Consider the following 16,149-nt stretch of genomic DNA (forward strand, 5'->3'; position numbering starts at 1 on the left):
ATATATCAACTTATTTCCTAACGATCGGAAATTGAAATTGGTTTAATTAAGTAAAATGAAGAATTATCTTACAATCGTGCCAAAAGACGAAAAAGATTGACAAACAATTAACCAGCATAAAGTATAAAAAATAAGTGTATAGTCAGTATATACCATATAACAAAAAAAGCGCTTCCAAAACCCACTATTTCATAGTAATATTTACCATGTTAGTAAGCATTGAAGACGCTATTTTTTTTGATTTTTTGAAGATAATCGACACTAACCTCTATTGAAACTCATCATATTCAGTGTTTCATGCGCTACTTTTACATTAAATTCATAAGCAAGGCTTTTGTAATTCACCAAATCAACAATGGTTCCAATAAAACAAAGTCCAACCGTAAAGAAATATAAAATACCAAGCCCAACCTGTCCAAGTATAAACCTGTGAAGTCCAGCAAAGCCTACAAAACCCAGTAAGCATAGAATCAAAACCATTTGGTTATCTTTACGACGTGCACGATAAACCGAAGAAAATAAGCTAGCCTGCTCATCATCCATTTCTTTCATGATTCCTTGGATATAACCTAATTCCATTCCTTCTAACTCCGGAAGGTGTCTTAATACATTAGCCATGATTTCTAGTTGTTTTAAAGTTTCTGATTAATTGAATAACTCGATAAGTAATGACAGCAAAGGCAAACATACCCATCGGATGCATAGACCAAGAGGCTTGAAAATCACCATGTGTTAACAAACTCATTGACCTACCCAACCCACACCCAGGGCACCAATGAAACCCTAGATTATCCAAGGGGCAAAGTGTGAAATGTTGTGGCCCATTAGGATCAATTAATAAAATGCCCATGAGAGCACCTATCCAAAAGATCAATTCGAGCGAAAACTTAGATACATACTTGCTGATTGCTTTCATATACTTGTTCAAAATACCAAAAAGATGCCAGCTTTAAAATCGGCCTAAAAAGAGCATTTCAGGGCTTTTTAAGAAAGTTTCTTGCCAAAATCGGACAAAAAATGTACGATTATGAACGCTTTATGACAGGCACGGTCAACTCTACTTGCTTTCCTAATCGGATTACACTTTGGCGCAAAAACTCTCTTCGGGTATTGTCATAGGTAATAGAAGCATTGGATTCCCGCTGTCTAGTAAAACTCCAGTCCAACAAAATTCTAAATGCAAGTCCAGGAACTTGTTCAGTATATGGTAAGTTTAATGCTTTTGATGCATCTTTACCTACTAAAAAAGCAATAACACGCTTTAGTGATGCCGTTATACCAGGTTCACCAAAGGTTTGCTCATAATAATGAATCAAAGAATTGATCAACTGAATTCCAGCCTCAGACTGCTTCAAATGACGTTTTCGAATCAAGCGCTCCAATTCAAAGGCTTCTTTGGAAGTCTCCGGCCAGGACTCTATAGTTAATCCTAAATATTGACCTACGAGCTTCCAGTAATACAAAACTGCCTCATAAACTTCCAAACCCGGATATTTACCTAACTTATCCAAACCCCGAATTACCAACATACTAAAAGCAAGATTGGTCCCAATCATATCCTCTTGGTTGATAGGAACACCCCACTCAGCTTTCCAATCTTTTGCATAATGCTTTACAAAGTACCGACTAAAAGCATGAATCAATCGAACTTTGGCCAAGGTCAACAAACTTTCATTGACTTGTAAAAATGTCCCTGGCTTAAAAGCGTCTAGGAGAAATAAAGCAGTTTCCATTAAGCGCTGTCCAACTTCCTCAGTGATCCGTTTGGAACGGACTAAAACCTGTGCCCCATCTGCAAATGCATAACAATAAGGTAACGAGTAAAGACCTAAAAGAGACAAATAATCATTTCCCTGAGAGCCAAAAAAATCTTGAGCAAGGTTCACTTTTCGCTGGTCCAATTGTTTGGGAACACTACGATAAACAGCAAAAAAATTCTGAAAATTGTTACTAAAAGCGGCTAAATCAGCTACAACTGGTACATATCCTTTCCATGAATTTATTGCGACTGCCCAATCAGGGTTTGCTAACAATTCTGGAATAAGCGCATCAGCCAAAGGGTCGCCTTGTTGACGTAATGCGTTTAGGTAAGATTTTTTGTAGTAAGATAAATTTTTCACAAGAATTTAACTCCGAATTGCTACTTTAGTTTCTTGAATTTAGGACATATTCTTCATGAGATTTTATATTGTAACACTTTATCTTATCCTTTCCACTTGGCAAATCAGTTTAGCACAGCAACAAACTGATCTAGTAGTAGTAGATGCTCGATTAAAAAAAGGAAGCCTGCAAATCGATGTTGAATCCTTAGAACTTCTTACAAATCGAAATATGTATGACAATCAGCCTTTTTTTATTAATGAAAAACAGTTGGCATTTTCTGCGGCAGACGACAAAGGAAATCATGACATAATTATCTATACATTCTCCTCAAAAAAATTCATTAACTTAACCCAAACACGCGATTTTAATGAATTTTCGCCTGCTACCACCGATTGCGGTTTGTATGTTTCCTCTGTAACAGTAGAGCCAACAGGTAAACAACGATTATGGTTGTATCCAAATAACTTTGGTGAACCAGAACTACTGTATGATAATCTTGAACCAGTAGGATATTATGCTTGGTATGATAATAAAGCTGCTTTATTTATTTTGGGCTCACCAAATAAACTAATATACCCTTACTCCCGCGATGAAATATTTACCATAGCAGAAAATGTAGGAAGAAGTATTCATTTAAGACCAAATAGTTCAATTATCAGTTACATAGATAAAAGCGATCTACTAGACACTCCAGAAGGAAAAACTTATGCAATCAAAGGTTTTGATATTAAAAATAGAATCTATCATGATTTCGGTAGAACATCACCAGATTCAGAAGATATGATTTGGATTTCAAAGGACATCCTTTTAATGGGTTCAGGTTCAACATTAGTTTCCAGAAATGTTTCCAAAAACGTATGGAAACCAGTTGCGGATATTAATCTTGACACTCATGGGAATATTTCAAGGCTTGCATATTCAGCCAAATTAAAGAAACTTATCTTAACGATGGAGAGACAATAACAATAGATACTCAATTGGCTAAATAATTTAATCACTTTATTATTTATGAAATCAGTCCGTAGCTTTCAATCAATTAATAATTTATTTCACCTCTAAGATAGGTAACTGCTTTACCTGTTATTAATACCCTATTTTCCAAAATCTCACAATTTAATTCTCCACCTCTTTTTGATAATTGCCTTGCTACAAATTTTGTCTTATTCATTTTGAGACTCCATAGTACAGTCAAACTTGTATGTGCTGAACCTGTCACAGGATCTTCCGGAACTCCTACTTTAGGAGCAAAGAATCTGGAAACAAAATCTACTTGATATCCAGGCGCTGTAATTATTACTCCTCTGGCATCAATACGCTCAATAGCTGGTATTGCAACCTTCATGGTTTGAATCATTTGTTCTGAATCAAAAACTAAAATGATATCTGTTTTCCCCATATAAGCTTCATATGGAGGATATTGAAAACCCTCCATTAATTCTTTTGTTAACGGTATTTTTTTAATTTCATCTGCAGGAAAGTTTAGTGTGATACCATTAGCAGTGCGATAAACCTTCAAAAGACCGGAGTATCGGGAATAAAAGTTAATAACATTGCTACAATAGTTTTCTTCTTCAAACAGGACATGCGCAGCGGAAAGTGTAGCATGTCCACACAAAGCAACTTCAGTGGTAGGTGTAAACCATCGCAAATCAAACCCTTCTTCGTTTTGCACATAAAAAGCAGTTTCTGAAAGGTTATTTTCTAAAGCAATGGCTTGCAAACGTTCGTCTGGCAACCATGAATTTAATGGTACCACAGCTGCTGGATTACCTCCAAATATTTGCTCAGAAAAAGCATCAACTTGATATATTTTTGTTGCCATTTTAATGATTATTTTTTTAAGATTGTCCGCATTCATTACAGAAACTATACAATTGATCAAATAACTAACTTTACAAGGATCACATTGTTATATAACGTTAATTATGGTCGATCATCGCAATATATTCTTTTTAACTCCAGTGTAATTGTGGTAAATCTCATTATTTTTTAAAGAAAGATACTAACGATAAATAAATTAATAGGATGAATTTTAAATAAATCAACTAGACGGACAATCTATGGAGTTAAGCGATTTACTTTTTCCGAGAATTACCTCTGTTATCAATAGTTTAGTTTGTAAACGTTTATAAACGACTATAAACGTTTCATAAATGGCTAGTTAATTTTTTTTTCAAGAAATTTATCTAATAAAACATACACCTTATCAACTAAAAAACAAACATTATGAGTAGTATCCGAAACAAGGTACAACTGATCGGGAGATTAGGTACCAAACCTGAAATGAAAGAATTTGAATCAGGAAAGAAGAAAGTTTCTTTTAGCTTAGCTACCAATGAGTATTATTATAATAAAGCCGGTGAGCGAGTAGAAGAAACAACATGGCACAATCTTATCGCTTGGGATAAATCTGCTGAAAACATGCTCAAGCTATTGGATAAAGGTTCTGAAGTGGCTATTGAAGGCAAAATCTCTAACCGTTCTTATGAAGATAAAGATGGAGTAAAAAAATATCTGACTGAAATAATTGTAGAGGAATTCGTTCTATTTGGTGAAAAAGTTTCAAGTTAATCAATGATTTAAAGGAAGCTGCTGTTGTATATTAACTTTTTAGAATTCACTGCAGCTTCCATTTTTTACTCTTGTATTTTAAAATAAGCAAACAAATACACCTATTTATCAGTATTTTTGCGGAGACTAACCTATTAAACGATGAAAAAAATCGCAGTTTTCACATCTGGTGGTGATGCCCCAGGGATGAATGCATGTATTCGAGCTGTAGTTCGTACGGCAATTTTTCACAATATTGAAATTTATGGCATTTCATATGGGTACGACGGAATGATCAATGGTAACATCAAGCGGATGCACTCTTACTCTGTAAGTAATATCATTCAAAGGGGTGGAACAATCTTAAAATCAGCTAGAAGTGAAGATTTCAGAACCCCTGAGGGGAGAAAAAAAGCATTTGCTAAACTCACTGAACAGGGTATAGAAGGAATTGTTGCTATTGGAGGTGATGGAACATTTACGGGTGCAAAAACTTTTTTTGAGGAGTTTGGAATGCCTATTATTGGATGTCCTGGTACAATTGATAATGACATTTATGGGACTGACTATACGATAGGTTTTGATACTGCTGTAAACACTGCTTTAGAAGCAATTGATAAAATCAGGGACACAGCAGCTGCTCATGACAGGATTTTCTTTGTTGAAGTTATGGGAAGAGATTCTGGTTACATTGCCGTTGAATGTGGCATTGGTGGAGGCGCTGAATTTGTAATGGTCCCGGAAACTAAAACAGACTTAAATAAAGTCGTAAAATCACTCAAAAATCTTAGAAAAAGTAAGTCCTCGAGCATCATTGTAGTAGCAGAAGGAGACGAAGAAGGTGGTGGGGAAGAAATTATGCACAAAGTTGAAGAAAAATTGAAGGATGCTGATAAGGATTTTAAAGTCACTACCTTGGGACATATTCAGCGCGGAGGAAATCCAACTGCAAGGGATCGCGTATTGGCTTCACGTTGCGGAATGGCTGCCGTAGAAGGATTGCTTAAAGGAGAACAAAACTGTATGGCTGGTGTTGTCAATGGTGAAGTAGTTTATACTCCTTTTGCTGATTGTATTGGTAAAAGTAAGGCACTCAATGAAGATCATTTACGTTTAATTGAAATTTTAAGCATTTAAAAGTTATGGGATATCTTCCATTATTTCTAACCTTTGGCGGATTTATATTGCTGTTTGTCATGGTAGTTAGTAGCACCTTTAACAATAAAAAAAAGAGGCTCCTTCTATTAGCGGAGCAGGCGCTTTTAGTAATGAATAAAATAGATAATAGTATCACCGTACAAAATTCTGGTAATCTCCAATTTGTTGAGCAGGTGATTAAAAGCTTTCAGGAAAAAAAAGATTCTTTATTAAGCTCAAACGCTGATACTACAGAAAAATCTTTGATTCCTACTATGAAAAATCTTAAAATGGCAAAAGCCGGTTACAATCAGCTACTAGCCGAGAAACCCTATAGCTTTATTGGCAAGTTAATGGGTCATCAACCATTAACTTGATTAGCTATCCATGTTTGGATAGCAGAAATTTCAGATGGATGGAACCACTGATAGTCTTTATCCCGTCGCAGCCAAGTCAATTGACGTTTGGCATAGCGTCGGGAATTTCTCTTTAGTAGGCGTACTGTTTCTTCCCAATCATACCTTCCTTCCAAAAAATCAAAGATTTCTGTGTATCCGACAGTTTGCAAGGCATTTAAGGATTTTTTAGAATAGAGTGCTCTAGCTTCTTCCAATAAGCCTCCATTCAGCATCGCATCCATACGTAGATTGATACGTGCATACAATTCTTCTCTATCACGCTCTAATGCTATCTTAAGAATATTAAAGGGCCTTTCTATGAATTTTTGTCTCCTAAAGCTTGAATAGGGCTTTCCTGTTCCTAAAAAAATTTCCAAAGCACGCATGAGTCGCTGAGGGTTTTTTTGATCTACTATTTGAAAATATTCCGGATCTACTTTTTCAACTTCGGCTTGAAGCCAATTCAAGCCATTTTGCTCAAAATTTTCAATAATTTTTTCTCGAACTTGAGAAGATATTTCTGGCATTTCATCTAACCCCTTGCATACTGCATCTATATATAAGCCAGACCCACCTGTTAGGATAACCAATCTATTTTTCTTAAACAGCTCTGTCAAAATTTTTAGTGCGTCTATTTCATACTGCTTTACATCATATTCATCATTTATGGAATGAGAGTCAATAAAATGATGCGGAACCATAGCCATCTCAACTTTTGAAGGTTTTGCTGTACCTATGTTCATTTCACGATAAAACTGTCTACTATCTGCTGATAGTATTTCTGTCTTATATATTGAGGCAAGAGAAATGGCTGTTTCAGTTTTTCCAACAGCCGTAGGACCAGCTAAAACAAGCAGCGTGGAAGGATAAGTCTTCAATGTCTAAGCAGATTAAATGGAATTTATCAAGAATTTTAGTAAATTGATACAAAAATATTAAATTAATCAAATGATTAACAAAAGGGTCTTAATTGCTGAAGATAACGCATTGAATAGAAAAGTTTTTGAGAACATTATAGGTAAAAGATATTTTTTAGAAACCTCAGAGAATGGATTCCAAGCAATTGAAAAAATAAAACAGGATTCATTCGACATTATTTTATTGGACATTCAAATGCCTATTATGGATGGAATCACAGCATGCAGAATAATAAAATCCGAAAAATTAAGTACAGCACCTATCATTGCGCTTTCGGCATATGCTGATGAGTCAGATAAAGCATTATTTATATCTTCTGGTTTTGATGATTTTTTACCTAAACCTATCAAACCTCAAACACTACTGCGATTACTTAATTCCTATTTGGAAAATAGAGCACCAAATAATTCTTTTGAAGACTATCCTATTTTTTCAATAGAAATTATTCAAAAATTACTTAAATTCAACTCTATTGAAAATATACAAACGGTTTATCGAGATTTTCTTGAAGAAACGTACATGCTTTTAGGTGAAATAGAAGAACTACTGGAACAAAAGAACTTTAATGAGGTAGGGAAAAAATTACATACAATCAAAGGGAACTCTGGTACATTAGGAGCAATAGCATTGTATAAATTTTGTGAATCCTATGAATTGAACATTAAAAATCAAAAATTCAATAACATTGAAAAAGAATATCTAAATTTGAAATCGTTAGTAATTGAATTTGCAAATCATTTGAAGTCTCATCCAATTTTAAACTCATGACTATTACAAAAAAAATTTTAGTTGCTGAAGATAGTTCTGTAATCATCAATTTGACTAAAAATGTTTTATTATTCGAAAAGTACCACATTACCGCTGTAAAGAATGGGAAGCAAGTTTTAGAAAAACTTTTCAACGAAGATTTCGATCTTATATTGATGGATATCAATATGCCATTGATGGATGGTATTGAATGTACAAAGGCTATTCGTGGATTGGAAGATCAAAACAAAGCAAGGATTCCAATTATTGCCATAACAGGTAATTATAAAAACTTTACCATGGATGATTTTAAAAAGGCTGGAATGAATGATTATGTCCAAAAACCATTGGATTATGATCATCTCTTAGCCACCGTAAAAAAACATTTAGTCTAATTCATGCAAATTAAGTTCACGAAAAGCTTTCTTGATAAATTAGAAAATATTTTTGCTTCCTCTGAGTACATACTGAGATATGAAAAAGGCAATTTCAAATCAGGTTATTGTATTCTAAAGGACAATAAAGTAGTAGTGGTCAACAAGTATTATACGCTTGATGGAAAGATCAACACGTTGATTGAAATTATCAAAGAATTGAATTTTAATCCACAAGATTTTGGAGACAAAAAAATTCAAGACTTACTTATCGAATTACAACAAACAGTACTTAAACTTTGAAAATTACATTCTTAGGAACAGGAACTTCCCAAGGCGTACCCGTGATAGGATGCGACTGTCCGGTTTGTAGTTCCTTGGATTTTAGAGATAAACGACTAAGAAGTTCCATTTTAGTTGAAATAGACGATCAAAGCTTTGTAATTGATACAGGACCTGATTTTCGACAGCAAATGTTACTGGCAAAGGTAAAAAAACTAGATGCAGTTATCTTTACCCACGAGCATAAAGACCATACCGCAGGACTGGATGATATCCGCTCTTACAATTTTTTACAGAAAAAAGACATGCCGATTTATGGCACTCCCCGCGTCTTGAACCAAATCAAACGGGAATTTGCCTATATATTCGAGGAAGTCAAATACCCGGGTGTACCATCGGTACAAGTCAATGAAATTTCCAATACGCCATTTAGCATCAACGGTACTACAGTTACACCTATTCAAGTTCTGCATTATAAATTGCCTGTATTTGGATTCCGTTTTGGAGATTTCACCTACATCACCGATGCCAAATACATCGAAGATGAGGAGTTTGAAAAAATCAAAGGAAGCAAAATTTTGGTATTGAATGCCTTGCAAAAGACGCATCATCTATCCCATCTTACCTTGGATGAAGCCTTGGAATGGGTAGATCGCATTCAGCCCGAACAGGCTTATTTCACCCATATCAGCCACAAACTGGGAGCTCACCATGAGATAGAGCCGCATTTACCTACGCATGTCAAACTTGCGTATGATGGCTTAACAATCACGCTCTGACATGCAGCTCAATTACCATTTTCTACGATTTCTTTGCCCGGAACTACATGAGACCTTTCAAGGCTTTCATATCAGTTCCTGCTTTTCCCAAAACAAGGACGAATTGGTCATCCTGTTCTCCAAAGGAGAGGAAACAGCCTGTATACGGGCCAATTTACTCCCCATTTTTTCCTGCCTGAGCTTTCCCAAGGATTTCAAACGTAGTAAAAAGAACACTATCAATCTCTTCGATGAATGGTTGGGACAGGAAGTCCTTTCGGTCACTGCTTACAGTTTTGAGCGTGCATTTGAATTGGCACTGACGAATGGAGATAGCATCGTCTTCAAATTACACGGGACTCGAAGCAACATCCTGTACTTTCCTGCAGGAGCAGCTTTTCCTATCAAGGTATTTCGGAATGAACTGAAAGAAGATTTTGAGATAAAAAAATCGCAGATATCTGTAAGCTTGGATCTCAGCTATGAACGCTTTGAAGCCTTAGAGGGAAATGCCTCCCAATTTTTGCCGACCTTAGGGAAAATCCCGAGGGAATGGCTGAAAAAACGGGGATATATCGAGGCGCCACTCTCCCGTAAATGGGAGTTGATGGAGGAAATGCAGGACATGTTGGCTAGCCCCTTATTCTCAATCATCCAACATGGAGGGGAATACGAGCTTTCTCTCTTACCCGAGTCCTCCCCTATTTTTCAAAGCAATCAGGCAATTGAGGCTGTGAACGAGTTGTTTCGCTACCGGGTGGTCGTGCAGACTTTTCAAAAGGAAAAGGCTAAATGGGTGAAGCATGTAGAGGAGCAATTGAAGAAAAGTCAGGCCTATATCCGAAAAACAGAGGAGAAGCTGTACGAATTGCTCGAAGAGATATCCCCTGCACAAAAAGCAGATGTACTGATGGCAAATTTGCATCAGATTCCATCGGGTAGCATTTCAGCCAAGCTCTTTAATTTTTACACCAATCAGGAAGAAGAATTTACCTGGAAACAGGGGATGAGTCCGCAAAAAGTAGCCGAAAACTGGTACAGGAAGTCTAAAAATAGAAAGATTGAAATCGCCCAATTGGAAGAAAACCTGGAGGCCAAGGAAAACCTCATCAGTTCCTTGCAAGCTCAAAAGGAAGAACTAGCAGTCATAGAGGATTTCAAGCGACTAAGGCAATTTATCAAAGACCATCATTTCGTACATGCAGCACAAGCTCAAGAGGACACCGTACCATTCAAGCGATTTGAAATCGAAGGTTTCGAAGTATTGGTTGGAAAGTCAGCCAAAGCCAACGATGAATTGTTGAGGAGATTTGCCTGGAAAGAAGATTTATGGTTACATGCCAAAGATGTTTCGGGCTCCCATGTGCTGATCAAATACAAATCAGGGAAAACCTTTCCTACACAGGTGATCGAACAAGCTGCTTCCCTAGCTGCTTACTATTCCAAAAATAAAAATGAAAGTTTAGCAGCTGTGATTGTAACACCGGCCAAATTTGTCCGAAAAGTGAAAGGATCAGCTCCAGGTGCAGTTATGGTGGACAAAGAAAAAACCGTGTTGGTTGTACCTCAAGGACCCCAAAACCGCTAATTCCAGGATTTTGGTTTGGTCGGCGGTCCTAAGCTTATTTTGTTAAAACCTTTGACCAGTACGACTGTTCCGGCTATGCCAATAGCACCACCCGCATACAGTAATCCTCTACCCAATTCCGGATTATTCCCGAGTAATTGACCTCCTAAGATAGTTACTGAATACCCAATGGTAGACACTAAAATACCATTTTTCAATTGACGCTGTGCCTGATGCAAATTTAATTGCACCTCATAGACATCATGCTGCAATTGCATGATGGTCCGCTGCATACTTTCTTGGTTCACGGCTGATTGGTCGGATTGGGAAAATCCAGTTTGTACACCCAAAAAAACAAACAATACCAGTGTAAATAATTTTTTCATTTGTTGATCCACTCCTTAAATTGATTGACTTTTTCTCTTGACACAATTAAATCGGTAAATGCAGGTGAATTCAAAGATAATTGCAGGCGCCCATTTTGATAAGGCTTCATTTCCTGCAAGTAATCCAAGCTTACAATAGAGGAACGGTTGATTCTATAAAACTCCAAGGGATTTAAGAGCTGTTCTTCCAATTCCTGTAAGCTGTAATCCACAATATACTTTTTTGACTCACCGGAGCAAACCAAATAGGTGACGCTATTTTCTGTAAAAAAATAGGCTATATCTTTGACGGATATCAACTTAATTTTGTTGCCATATTTGGCTAAAAAACGCTGTTTGTAAATTTTATTTTGGTAGCCGTGGAAGATTTGGTGTAAAATCTCGGGAGCGATGACCGGTTTTTGGGTGTCGCGGATAAACTTACTAGCTTTTTCCAAGGCAAGAATTAGGCGTTCTTCTTCTATGGGTTTGAGCAAATAATCAATACAATTATGATCAAACGATTGGAGTGCATATTGATCATAAGCAGTAATAAAGACGATAGGAATGCTGATTTCAAAGACTTTGAGCACATCAAAGCTTAATCCATCTGCCAAGTGTAAATCACAAAATAGCAGATCTATCTCCTGCTGTCGCCCTAGGATAAGGGAAAGCTCCTCCAAGGTCTGCCCAGTGCTTACGATTTGGGCATGAGGATAATGCTGGGTAATAATCGTTTGGATTCTTTTTTTGGTAAACGGCTCATCTTCTACTATCGCTATTTTCATATCCTTCGATTAATGGTAGTTCAACTTCAAAAAACTCTTGAGTACTCCTTACGCTTACTTTTCTACCTAAGAACTTATATCTTGCTCGAATGTTTTCAAGTCCTATGCCAGTAGACACTTCCACGATGGATTTTAACTGCTTTTTGTTGTGAATAATGACGGAAGATTCCTTTGCTTGGATACAAACTTCCAAGGGTTTTACGTCGGTAAAAAAATTGTGTTTGACTACATTTTCCACCAATAGCTGCAATACAGCGGGGGGAAGCATCTTGGGAAGGGCCTTTTCGTCAATGACTTTGTGAAAGGTCAAGGATCCCTGAAACCGTATTTCCAATAACTCTAGATATTTTTTCAAAAAACTTAATTCTTCTTCCAAAGTCACCAATTCCACATTCCTTTTATTCAGGATATACCGGTAAATATCCGAAAGTTTGTGGAGAAATTTATCTGCCAATTTAGGATCCTCATAAATCAAGGAGGATAGTATACTGAGATTATTGAAGAAGAAATGCGGATTGATCTGCGCATTCAAAGCATCCAGCTTGGCATTTACTGTTAATGTTTTTAAGCGCTCTGCTTCGAGCTTTTTCTCATTAAATTTTTTATTAAAAAAATAAATGGCGTTCACGGAGTTTAGAAACAAATTTACCCTATAAACAAATGCTGCTGTCAAAAAAAAGTTTTGTATAGAATATGCGAATGGTCCTCCCAAGATATTGCCTGTAATCAGCACAGAAGTCAAAGCCAATAATCCCACCAAGACTAAACTGCTTAGGAATTGGGTAATTAAAGGATGAATGTTTTTGGGGAAAATTCCAGTTTTTTTTTCGAGCCACTCATTGATAACCCAAATACCGAAGACATTGAAAAAAACTACAACAAATAAATATTGCGGAGGAAGATCAACTTGATACAAGCGATCACCATCCAAAAGAGAGATGTTCAGAAAAGAATAAATTCCTAAGAGCGTGGCAAACAAATACCTGTATGCGTGACCAAACATCTGATGAGAATAAGGGAGGTGGATGAGTTAATTTAACCGTCAGTTTGTGGAAATGTTTTGAAAAAAATAAGGGAGTCCTGTCGAACTCCCTTACCATATTGTGATAGGTATTAGTCTAAAGTTGGTAATAATACTCCGTCAATTACGTGTACCACACCATTAGCGATTGCTACGTCAGCAACTACTACGTTGAATGTATTACCAGCCGCATCCGTTACAGTTACATTTCCATTAGATCTTGTTACCGTCAATTCTTCACCAGCCAATGTAGGTACTGTCTGTGCACCTGATGCTAAGTCAAAAGAGAAAGCAACAGTAGGAACTACGTGGAATCCAAGCACTTTAATTACTGCCTCAGCTCCAAGTTCTGCAATTAAACCATCTAAAGAAGTCACTCCTAATGTTTGTAATAATTCACCAAATGCTTCATTGGTTGGAGCAAATACTGTAATAGCCTCAGCACCTAACAACGCACCACCTAAATCAGCAGCAGTTACTGCATCCAAGAGTGTAGTTAATCCAGCGGCAGTTGCAGCTTCAACCACATTAGGGATTTCAAGCTCTGGCAACAATACACCGTCGATTACGTGTACCACACCGTTTTCGATAGCCACATCAGCGGCTACTACATTTCTTGTGTTACCAGCAGCATCCGTTACAGTTACACCATTTCCATTTCTAGTTACTGTCAATGATTGACCAGCTAATGTTTCAAAAGTATTGGTTGCCTGCAAATCGCCAGAGAAAGCTGTTGCACCTACAACATGGAAGCCAAGTACCGTTTGCAAATTTTCAATTCCACCTATTCTTGCAATTAACTGATTCAAATCAGATGCATTAAATGCTTCTAAAGCAGCAGCAAAAGCATCGTTGGTTGGAGCAAATACTGTAATAGCAGGCGCAGCCAACAAGGCATCAGCTAAGCCATCCACAGCTGTTACAGCAGCCAAAAGGGTAGTTAAACCAGCGCTATTAGCGGCATCTACCAAATTTGGAGCAGGCACTTCAGGTAATTGAATTTCAGGTAACAAGACTCTGTCGATCACGTGTACCACACCATTGCTGATTCGTACGTCTGCCGTAACCACGTTAGCAGTATTACCAGCTGCGTCTACTACTGTTACTGTATTACCTGATCTATTTACAGTCAATTGCTGACCAGATAATGTTGTAAAGTTATTAGTAGCATTCAAATCAGCGGCAAAAGCAACTGCAGGTACTACGTGAAAACCCAAGACAGTCTCTAGGTTTTCAGCTCCACCCAAAGCATCCACTAGTTCATTTAGATCTCCAGCGTTGAAAGCAGCAAGGGCTGCACCGAATGCATCATTGGTCGGAGCAAACACAGTGATAGCTGGTGCTTCTAGAAGTGCTGGAGCCAAGCCAGGGATAGCTTGTACAGCAGTCAATAACGTGGATAATCCCGCCTGAGAAGCAGCTTCAACCAAATTTGGAGCTTCCATTTCTGGTCGCATGTCTTCATCGTCATTACATGCTACGATCGCAAATAAAAATGCGAATGCCAATAGGTACTTTGATAAATTTTGCATAGTTGAATTTGTTTAGTTTCGTATTCTTTAACTGAGAAAATCCAATGTAGATACATTGATTTGGCTGAACCGTAGATTTTACAGGCTGAACTGTGCATTAAACCAGCTGAATTGAAAAAAAAAGAGGCGCCTGATTCTATCAAGCGCCTCTGAAAGGTTGGTTGGTAAGATTGTATTATTCTACAATATGAATCTTCAGCATATTGGTAGAACCTTTTTCTTTTAAAGGCATGCTAGCCGTATTGATAATGACATCACCTGTCTTCACGTAATTATCGGCTTTCAGCTTGTTTTGAATATCCATAAAAGTGGCATCCGTAGATACATTACTAGTGTAGTAATAAGCATGTACTCCCCAAGCCAAGCTCAGTTGTGTTAACAAGTTTTTATTATTGGTAAACACAATCAAATTAGCCAAAGGTCTGAAGGATGATAGACGGAAAGCTGTCATACCGGATGCAGTAATCCCTACCAATACTTTTGCTTTCACATTTCTCGAAAGCCTGGCAGCCATCAACGTGAGGTTTTTACTCAAAAACTTCGGGTCATCTTCCGGTATTTTATACAAATGATGGTAGACATCATGATTATTTTCGATGTAAGAAATGATACTAGTCATCGCCTTTACTGCTGCTACAGGGAACTGACCCGATGCTGTCTCCGCAGAAAGCATCACGGCATCCGCTCCATCCAATACAGCTGTTGCCACATCATTGGTCTCAGCACGTGTAGGTCTTGGATGATTGATCATGCTTTCCAACATTTGTGTAGCGATAATAACCGGTTTGCTGGCGAGTTTACATTTCTGTACGATGGTCTTTTGCCATAAAGGCACCTTTTCCATAGGCACTTCCACTCCCAAATCACCACGGGCGACCATGATTGCGTCAGTAGCTTTGATGATCTCATCAATATTTTCCAAAGCCTCAGGCTTTTCGATTTTTGCTACAATGCGGCAATGCTTACCAGCTTTTACGATACGCTCCCGAAGATCACGGATATCATCGGCAGACCTTACAAATGAAAGCGCAATCCAATCCACATCATTAGCCAACCCAAACTCCAAATCTATCAAATCCTTTTCTGTTAAGGAAGGAGCGGACACTTTGGTGTTTGGCAAGTTGATACCTTTTCTGGATTTCAAAATACCCCCGTGGATAACTACACAGCGCACATTTTTCCCATCTGTATTGTTAACAGCTAATTCAATATTTCCGTCATCAATCAAAATACGATCTCCTCCTCTGACATCATTTGGAAGGTTTTTATAAACGGTGCTCACCAATTCTGCATTTCCTATGACCGGCTCATTGGTAATCGTGATTTTTTGTCCTGGATTGATTTGAACCCCACCGTTTTCCATTTCTCCTACACGGATCTTAGGACCTTGCAAATCTTGCAGGATACCTATGTTTGATTCTGATTCGGCATTGATTTTACGAATTAGTTGAATCACTTTCGCATGACCTTCATGGTCTCCATGAGAAAAATTCAATCGGAAAACATTGGCTCCGGCAGTAACCAAACTTCTCAACATATCTTCATTGTTAGAGGCAGGGCCTACAGTGGCTAGTATTTTGGTCTTGTTAAATAGCGCAATACTCATGTG

Annotated in this window: 19 protein-coding genes; 9 read left to right on the forward strand and 10 right to left on the reverse strand. The window is 37.4% G+C overall.

All coding sequences use genetic code 11. The annotated features are described in order from the left end of the window. Window positions 1–261: 261 nt before the first annotated feature. From IE080_RS00865 to IE080_RS00875, 3 genes are all read right to left on the reverse strand, one after another. Complete coding sequence (locus IE080_RS00865; RefSeq protein WP_189578460.1) at window positions 262–618, reverse strand: TM2 domain-containing protein; 357 nt, start codon at window positions 616–618, stop codon at window positions 262–264. After that, window positions 611–916, reverse strand: a complete 306-nt coding sequence (locus IE080_RS00870; protein ID WP_189578462.1) for a DUF2752 domain-containing protein — start codon at window positions 914–916, stop codon at window positions 611–613. The genes IE080_RS00865 and IE080_RS00870 overlap by 8 nt, the downstream gene beginning before the upstream one ends. Window positions 917–1,025: 109 nt before the next feature. Continuing rightward, on the reverse strand, window positions 1,026–2,120 hold the full coding sequence (locus tag IE080_RS00875; protein ID WP_189578464.1) for an oxygenase MpaB family protein: 1,095 nt from the start codon (window positions 2,118–2,120) through the stop codon (window positions 1,026–1,028). A 55-nt stretch (window positions 2,121–2,175) separates the two neighbouring features. Here IE080_RS00875 and IE080_RS00880 point away from each other — a divergent pair, with 55 nt between their 5' ends. Then, window positions 2,176–3,066 (forward strand): hypothetical protein, encoded by an 891-nt coding sequence (locus IE080_RS00880; protein WP_189578466.1) that lies wholly within the window; start codon window positions 2,176–2,178, stop codon window positions 3,064–3,066. A 73-nt stretch (window positions 3,067–3,139) separates the two neighbouring features. On the opposite strand, the gene IE080_RS00885 is transcribed toward IE080_RS00880, so the two are convergent. After that, the gene (locus IE080_RS00885; RefSeq protein WP_189578468.1) at window positions 3,140–3,925 is read right to left on the reverse strand and encodes a PhzF family phenazine biosynthesis protein; all 786 of its coding nucleotides are present in this window, start codon (window positions 3,923–3,925) and stop codon (window positions 3,140–3,142) included. 404 nt (window positions 3,926–4,329) lie between these two features. On the opposite strand from IE080_RS00885, the gene IE080_RS00890 reads away from it, so the two are divergent. The 3 genes from IE080_RS00890 (at window position 4,330) to IE080_RS00900 (ending at window position 6,167) form a co-directional block, all read left to right on the forward strand. Continuing rightward, complete coding sequence (locus IE080_RS00890) at window positions 4,330–4,674, forward strand: single-stranded DNA-binding protein (protein ID WP_189578470.1); 345 nt, start codon at window positions 4,330–4,332, stop codon at window positions 4,672–4,674. Window positions 4,675–4,815: 141 nt separating this feature from the next. Then, the gene (pfkA, locus tag IE080_RS00895) at window positions 4,816–5,790 is read left to right on the forward strand and encodes a 6-phosphofructokinase (protein WP_189578472.1); all 975 of its coding nucleotides are present in this window, start codon (window positions 4,816–4,818) and stop codon (window positions 5,788–5,790) included. Window positions 5,791–5,795: 5 nt separating this feature from the next. Beyond that, window positions 5,796–6,167, forward strand: coding sequence for a hypothetical protein (locus IE080_RS00900; protein ID WP_189578474.1), 372 nt, complete (start codon window positions 5,796–5,798; stop codon window positions 6,165–6,167). Here IE080_RS00900 and miaA read toward each other — a convergent pair. Further along, on the reverse strand, window positions 6,152–7,066 hold the full coding sequence (miaA, locus tag IE080_RS00905) for a tRNA (adenosine(37)-N6)-dimethylallyltransferase MiaA (protein ID WP_189578476.1): 915 nt from the start codon (window positions 7,064–7,066) through the stop codon (window positions 6,152–6,154). The two genes, IE080_RS00900 and miaA, sit on opposite strands and share 16 nt — an antisense overlap. A 70-nt stretch (window positions 7,067–7,136) precedes the next feature. Here miaA and IE080_RS00910 point away from each other — a divergent pair, with 70 nt between their 5' ends. The 5 genes from IE080_RS00910 to IE080_RS00930 are packed head-to-tail and all read left to right on the forward strand — an operon-like array spanning window position 7,137 to window position 10,855. Then, window positions 7,137–7,874, forward strand: a complete 738-nt coding sequence (locus IE080_RS00910) for a response regulator (RefSeq protein ID WP_189578478.1) — start codon at window positions 7,137–7,139, stop codon at window positions 7,872–7,874. Beyond that, on the forward strand, window positions 7,871–8,248 hold the full coding sequence (locus IE080_RS00915) for a response regulator (protein WP_189578481.1): 378 nt from the start codon (window positions 7,871–7,873) through the stop codon (window positions 8,246–8,248). Before IE080_RS00910 ends, IE080_RS00915 begins: the two co-directional genes overlap by 4 nt. Window positions 8,249–8,251: 3 nt before the next feature. Then, entirely contained in the window at window positions 8,252–8,530 is a 279-nt protein-coding gene (locus tag IE080_RS00920) for a hypothetical protein (protein ID WP_189578483.1), read from the forward strand. After that, window positions 8,527–9,288, forward strand: coding sequence for an MBL fold metallo-hydrolase (locus IE080_RS00925; protein ID WP_189578485.1), 762 nt, complete (start codon window positions 8,527–8,529; stop codon window positions 9,286–9,288). The genes IE080_RS00920 and IE080_RS00925 overlap by 4 nt, the downstream gene beginning before the upstream one ends. A 1-nt stretch (window position 9,289) precedes the next feature. Further along, window positions 9,290–10,855, forward strand: coding sequence for an NFACT RNA binding domain-containing protein (locus tag IE080_RS00930; protein WP_189578487.1), 1,566 nt, complete (start codon window positions 9,290–9,292; stop codon window positions 10,853–10,855). Here IE080_RS00930 and IE080_RS00935 read toward each other — a convergent pair. The 5 genes from IE080_RS00935 to pyk form a co-directional block, all read right to left on the reverse strand. Further along, window positions 10,852–11,220, reverse strand: coding sequence for a hypothetical protein (locus IE080_RS00935; RefSeq protein WP_189578489.1), 369 nt, complete (start codon window positions 11,218–11,220; stop codon window positions 10,852–10,854). The two genes, IE080_RS00930 and IE080_RS00935, sit on opposite strands and share 4 nt — an antisense overlap. Continuing rightward, window positions 11,217–11,987: a LytR/AlgR family response regulator transcription factor gene (locus IE080_RS00940; RefSeq protein ID WP_189578491.1), complete on the reverse strand. Its 771-nt coding sequence runs from the start codon at window positions 11,985–11,987 to the stop codon at window positions 11,217–11,219. Before IE080_RS00940 ends, IE080_RS00935 begins: the two co-directional genes overlap by 4 nt. Continuing rightward, on the reverse strand, window positions 11,962–12,990 hold the full coding sequence (locus tag IE080_RS00945) for a sensor histidine kinase (RefSeq protein WP_189578493.1): 1,029 nt from the start codon (window positions 12,988–12,990) through the stop codon (window positions 11,962–11,964). Before IE080_RS00945 ends, IE080_RS00940 begins: the two co-directional genes overlap by 26 nt. 110 nt (window positions 12,991–13,100) lie before the next feature. After that, on the reverse strand, window positions 13,101–14,540 hold the full coding sequence (locus tag IE080_RS00950; RefSeq protein WP_189578495.1) for a fasciclin domain-containing protein: 1,440 nt from the start codon (window positions 14,538–14,540) through the stop codon (window positions 13,101–13,103). A gap of 175 nt (window positions 14,541–14,715) precedes the next feature. Next, window positions 14,716–16,146 carry a pyruvate kinase gene (pyk, locus tag IE080_RS00955; RefSeq protein WP_189578497.1) on the reverse strand — a complete coding sequence of 477 codons (1,431 nt, stop codon included), beginning with the start codon at window positions 16,144–16,146 and terminating at the stop codon, window positions 14,716–14,718. Window positions 16,147–16,149: the final 3 nt, after the last annotated feature.

The organism is Mongoliitalea lutea (assembly GCF_014652135.1).
Lineage (GTDB): Bacteria > Bacteroidota > Bacteroidia > Cytophagales > Cyclobacteriaceae > Mongoliitalea > Mongoliitalea lutea.

What these genes read in the sequence shown, in the direction of transcription:
- IE080_RS00865 (WP_189578460.1), bottom strand. Translation starts at nt 618, where the DNA reads ATGGCTAATGTATTAAGACACCTTCCGGAGTTAGAAGGAATGGAATTA.
- IE080_RS00870 (WP_189578462.1), bottom strand. Translation starts at nt 916, where the DNA reads ATGAAAGCAATCAGCAAGTATGTATCTAAGTTTTCGCTCGAATTGATC.
- IE080_RS00880 (WP_189578466.1), top strand. Translation starts at nt 2,176, where the DNA reads ATGAGATTTTATATTGTAACACTTTATCTTATCCTTTCCACTTGGCAA.
- IE080_RS00885 (WP_189578468.1), bottom strand. Translation starts at nt 3,925, where the DNA reads ATGGCAACAAAAATATATCAAGTTGATGCTTTTTCTGAGCAAATATTT.
- IE080_RS00890 (WP_189578470.1), top strand. Translation starts at nt 4,330, where the DNA reads ATGAGTAGTATCCGAAACAAGGTACAACTGATCGGGAGATTAGGTACC.
- pfkA (WP_189578472.1), top strand. Translation starts at nt 4,816, where the DNA reads ATGAAAAAAATCGCAGTTTTCACATCTGGTGGTGATGCCCCAGGGATG.
- IE080_RS00900 (WP_189578474.1), top strand. Translation starts at nt 5,796, where the DNA reads ATGGGATATCTTCCATTATTTCTAACCTTTGGCGGATTTATATTGCTG.
- IE080_RS00910 (WP_189578478.1), top strand. Translation starts at nt 7,137, where the DNA reads ATGATTAACAAAAGGGTCTTAATTGCTGAAGATAACGCATTGAATAGA.
- IE080_RS00915 (WP_189578481.1), top strand. Translation starts at nt 7,871, where the DNA reads ATGACTATTACAAAAAAAATTTTAGTTGCTGAAGATAGTTCTGTAATC.
- IE080_RS00920 (WP_189578483.1), top strand. Translation starts at nt 8,252, where the DNA reads ATGCAAATTAAGTTCACGAAAAGCTTTCTTGATAAATTAGAAAATATT.
- IE080_RS00930 (WP_189578487.1), top strand. Translation starts at nt 9,290, where the DNA reads ATGCAGCTCAATTACCATTTTCTACGATTTCTTTGCCCGGAACTACAT.
- IE080_RS00935 (WP_189578489.1), bottom strand. Translation starts at nt 11,220, where the DNA reads ATGAAAAAATTATTTACACTGGTATTGTTTGTTTTTTTGGGTGTACAA.
- IE080_RS00940 (WP_189578491.1), bottom strand. Translation starts at nt 11,987, where the DNA reads ATGAAAATAGCGATAGTAGAAGATGAGCCGTTTACCAAAAAAAGAATC.
- IE080_RS00945 (WP_189578493.1), bottom strand. Translation starts at nt 12,990, where the DNA reads ATGTTTGGTCACGCATACAGGTATTTGTTTGCCACGCTCTTAGGAATT.
- IE080_RS00950 (WP_189578495.1), bottom strand. Translation starts at nt 14,540, where the DNA reads ATGCAAAATTTATCAAAGTACCTATTGGCATTCGCATTTTTATTTGCG.
- pyk (WP_189578497.1), bottom strand. Translation starts at nt 16,146, where the DNA reads ATGAGTATTGCGCTATTTAACAAGACCAAAATACTAGCCACTGTAGGC.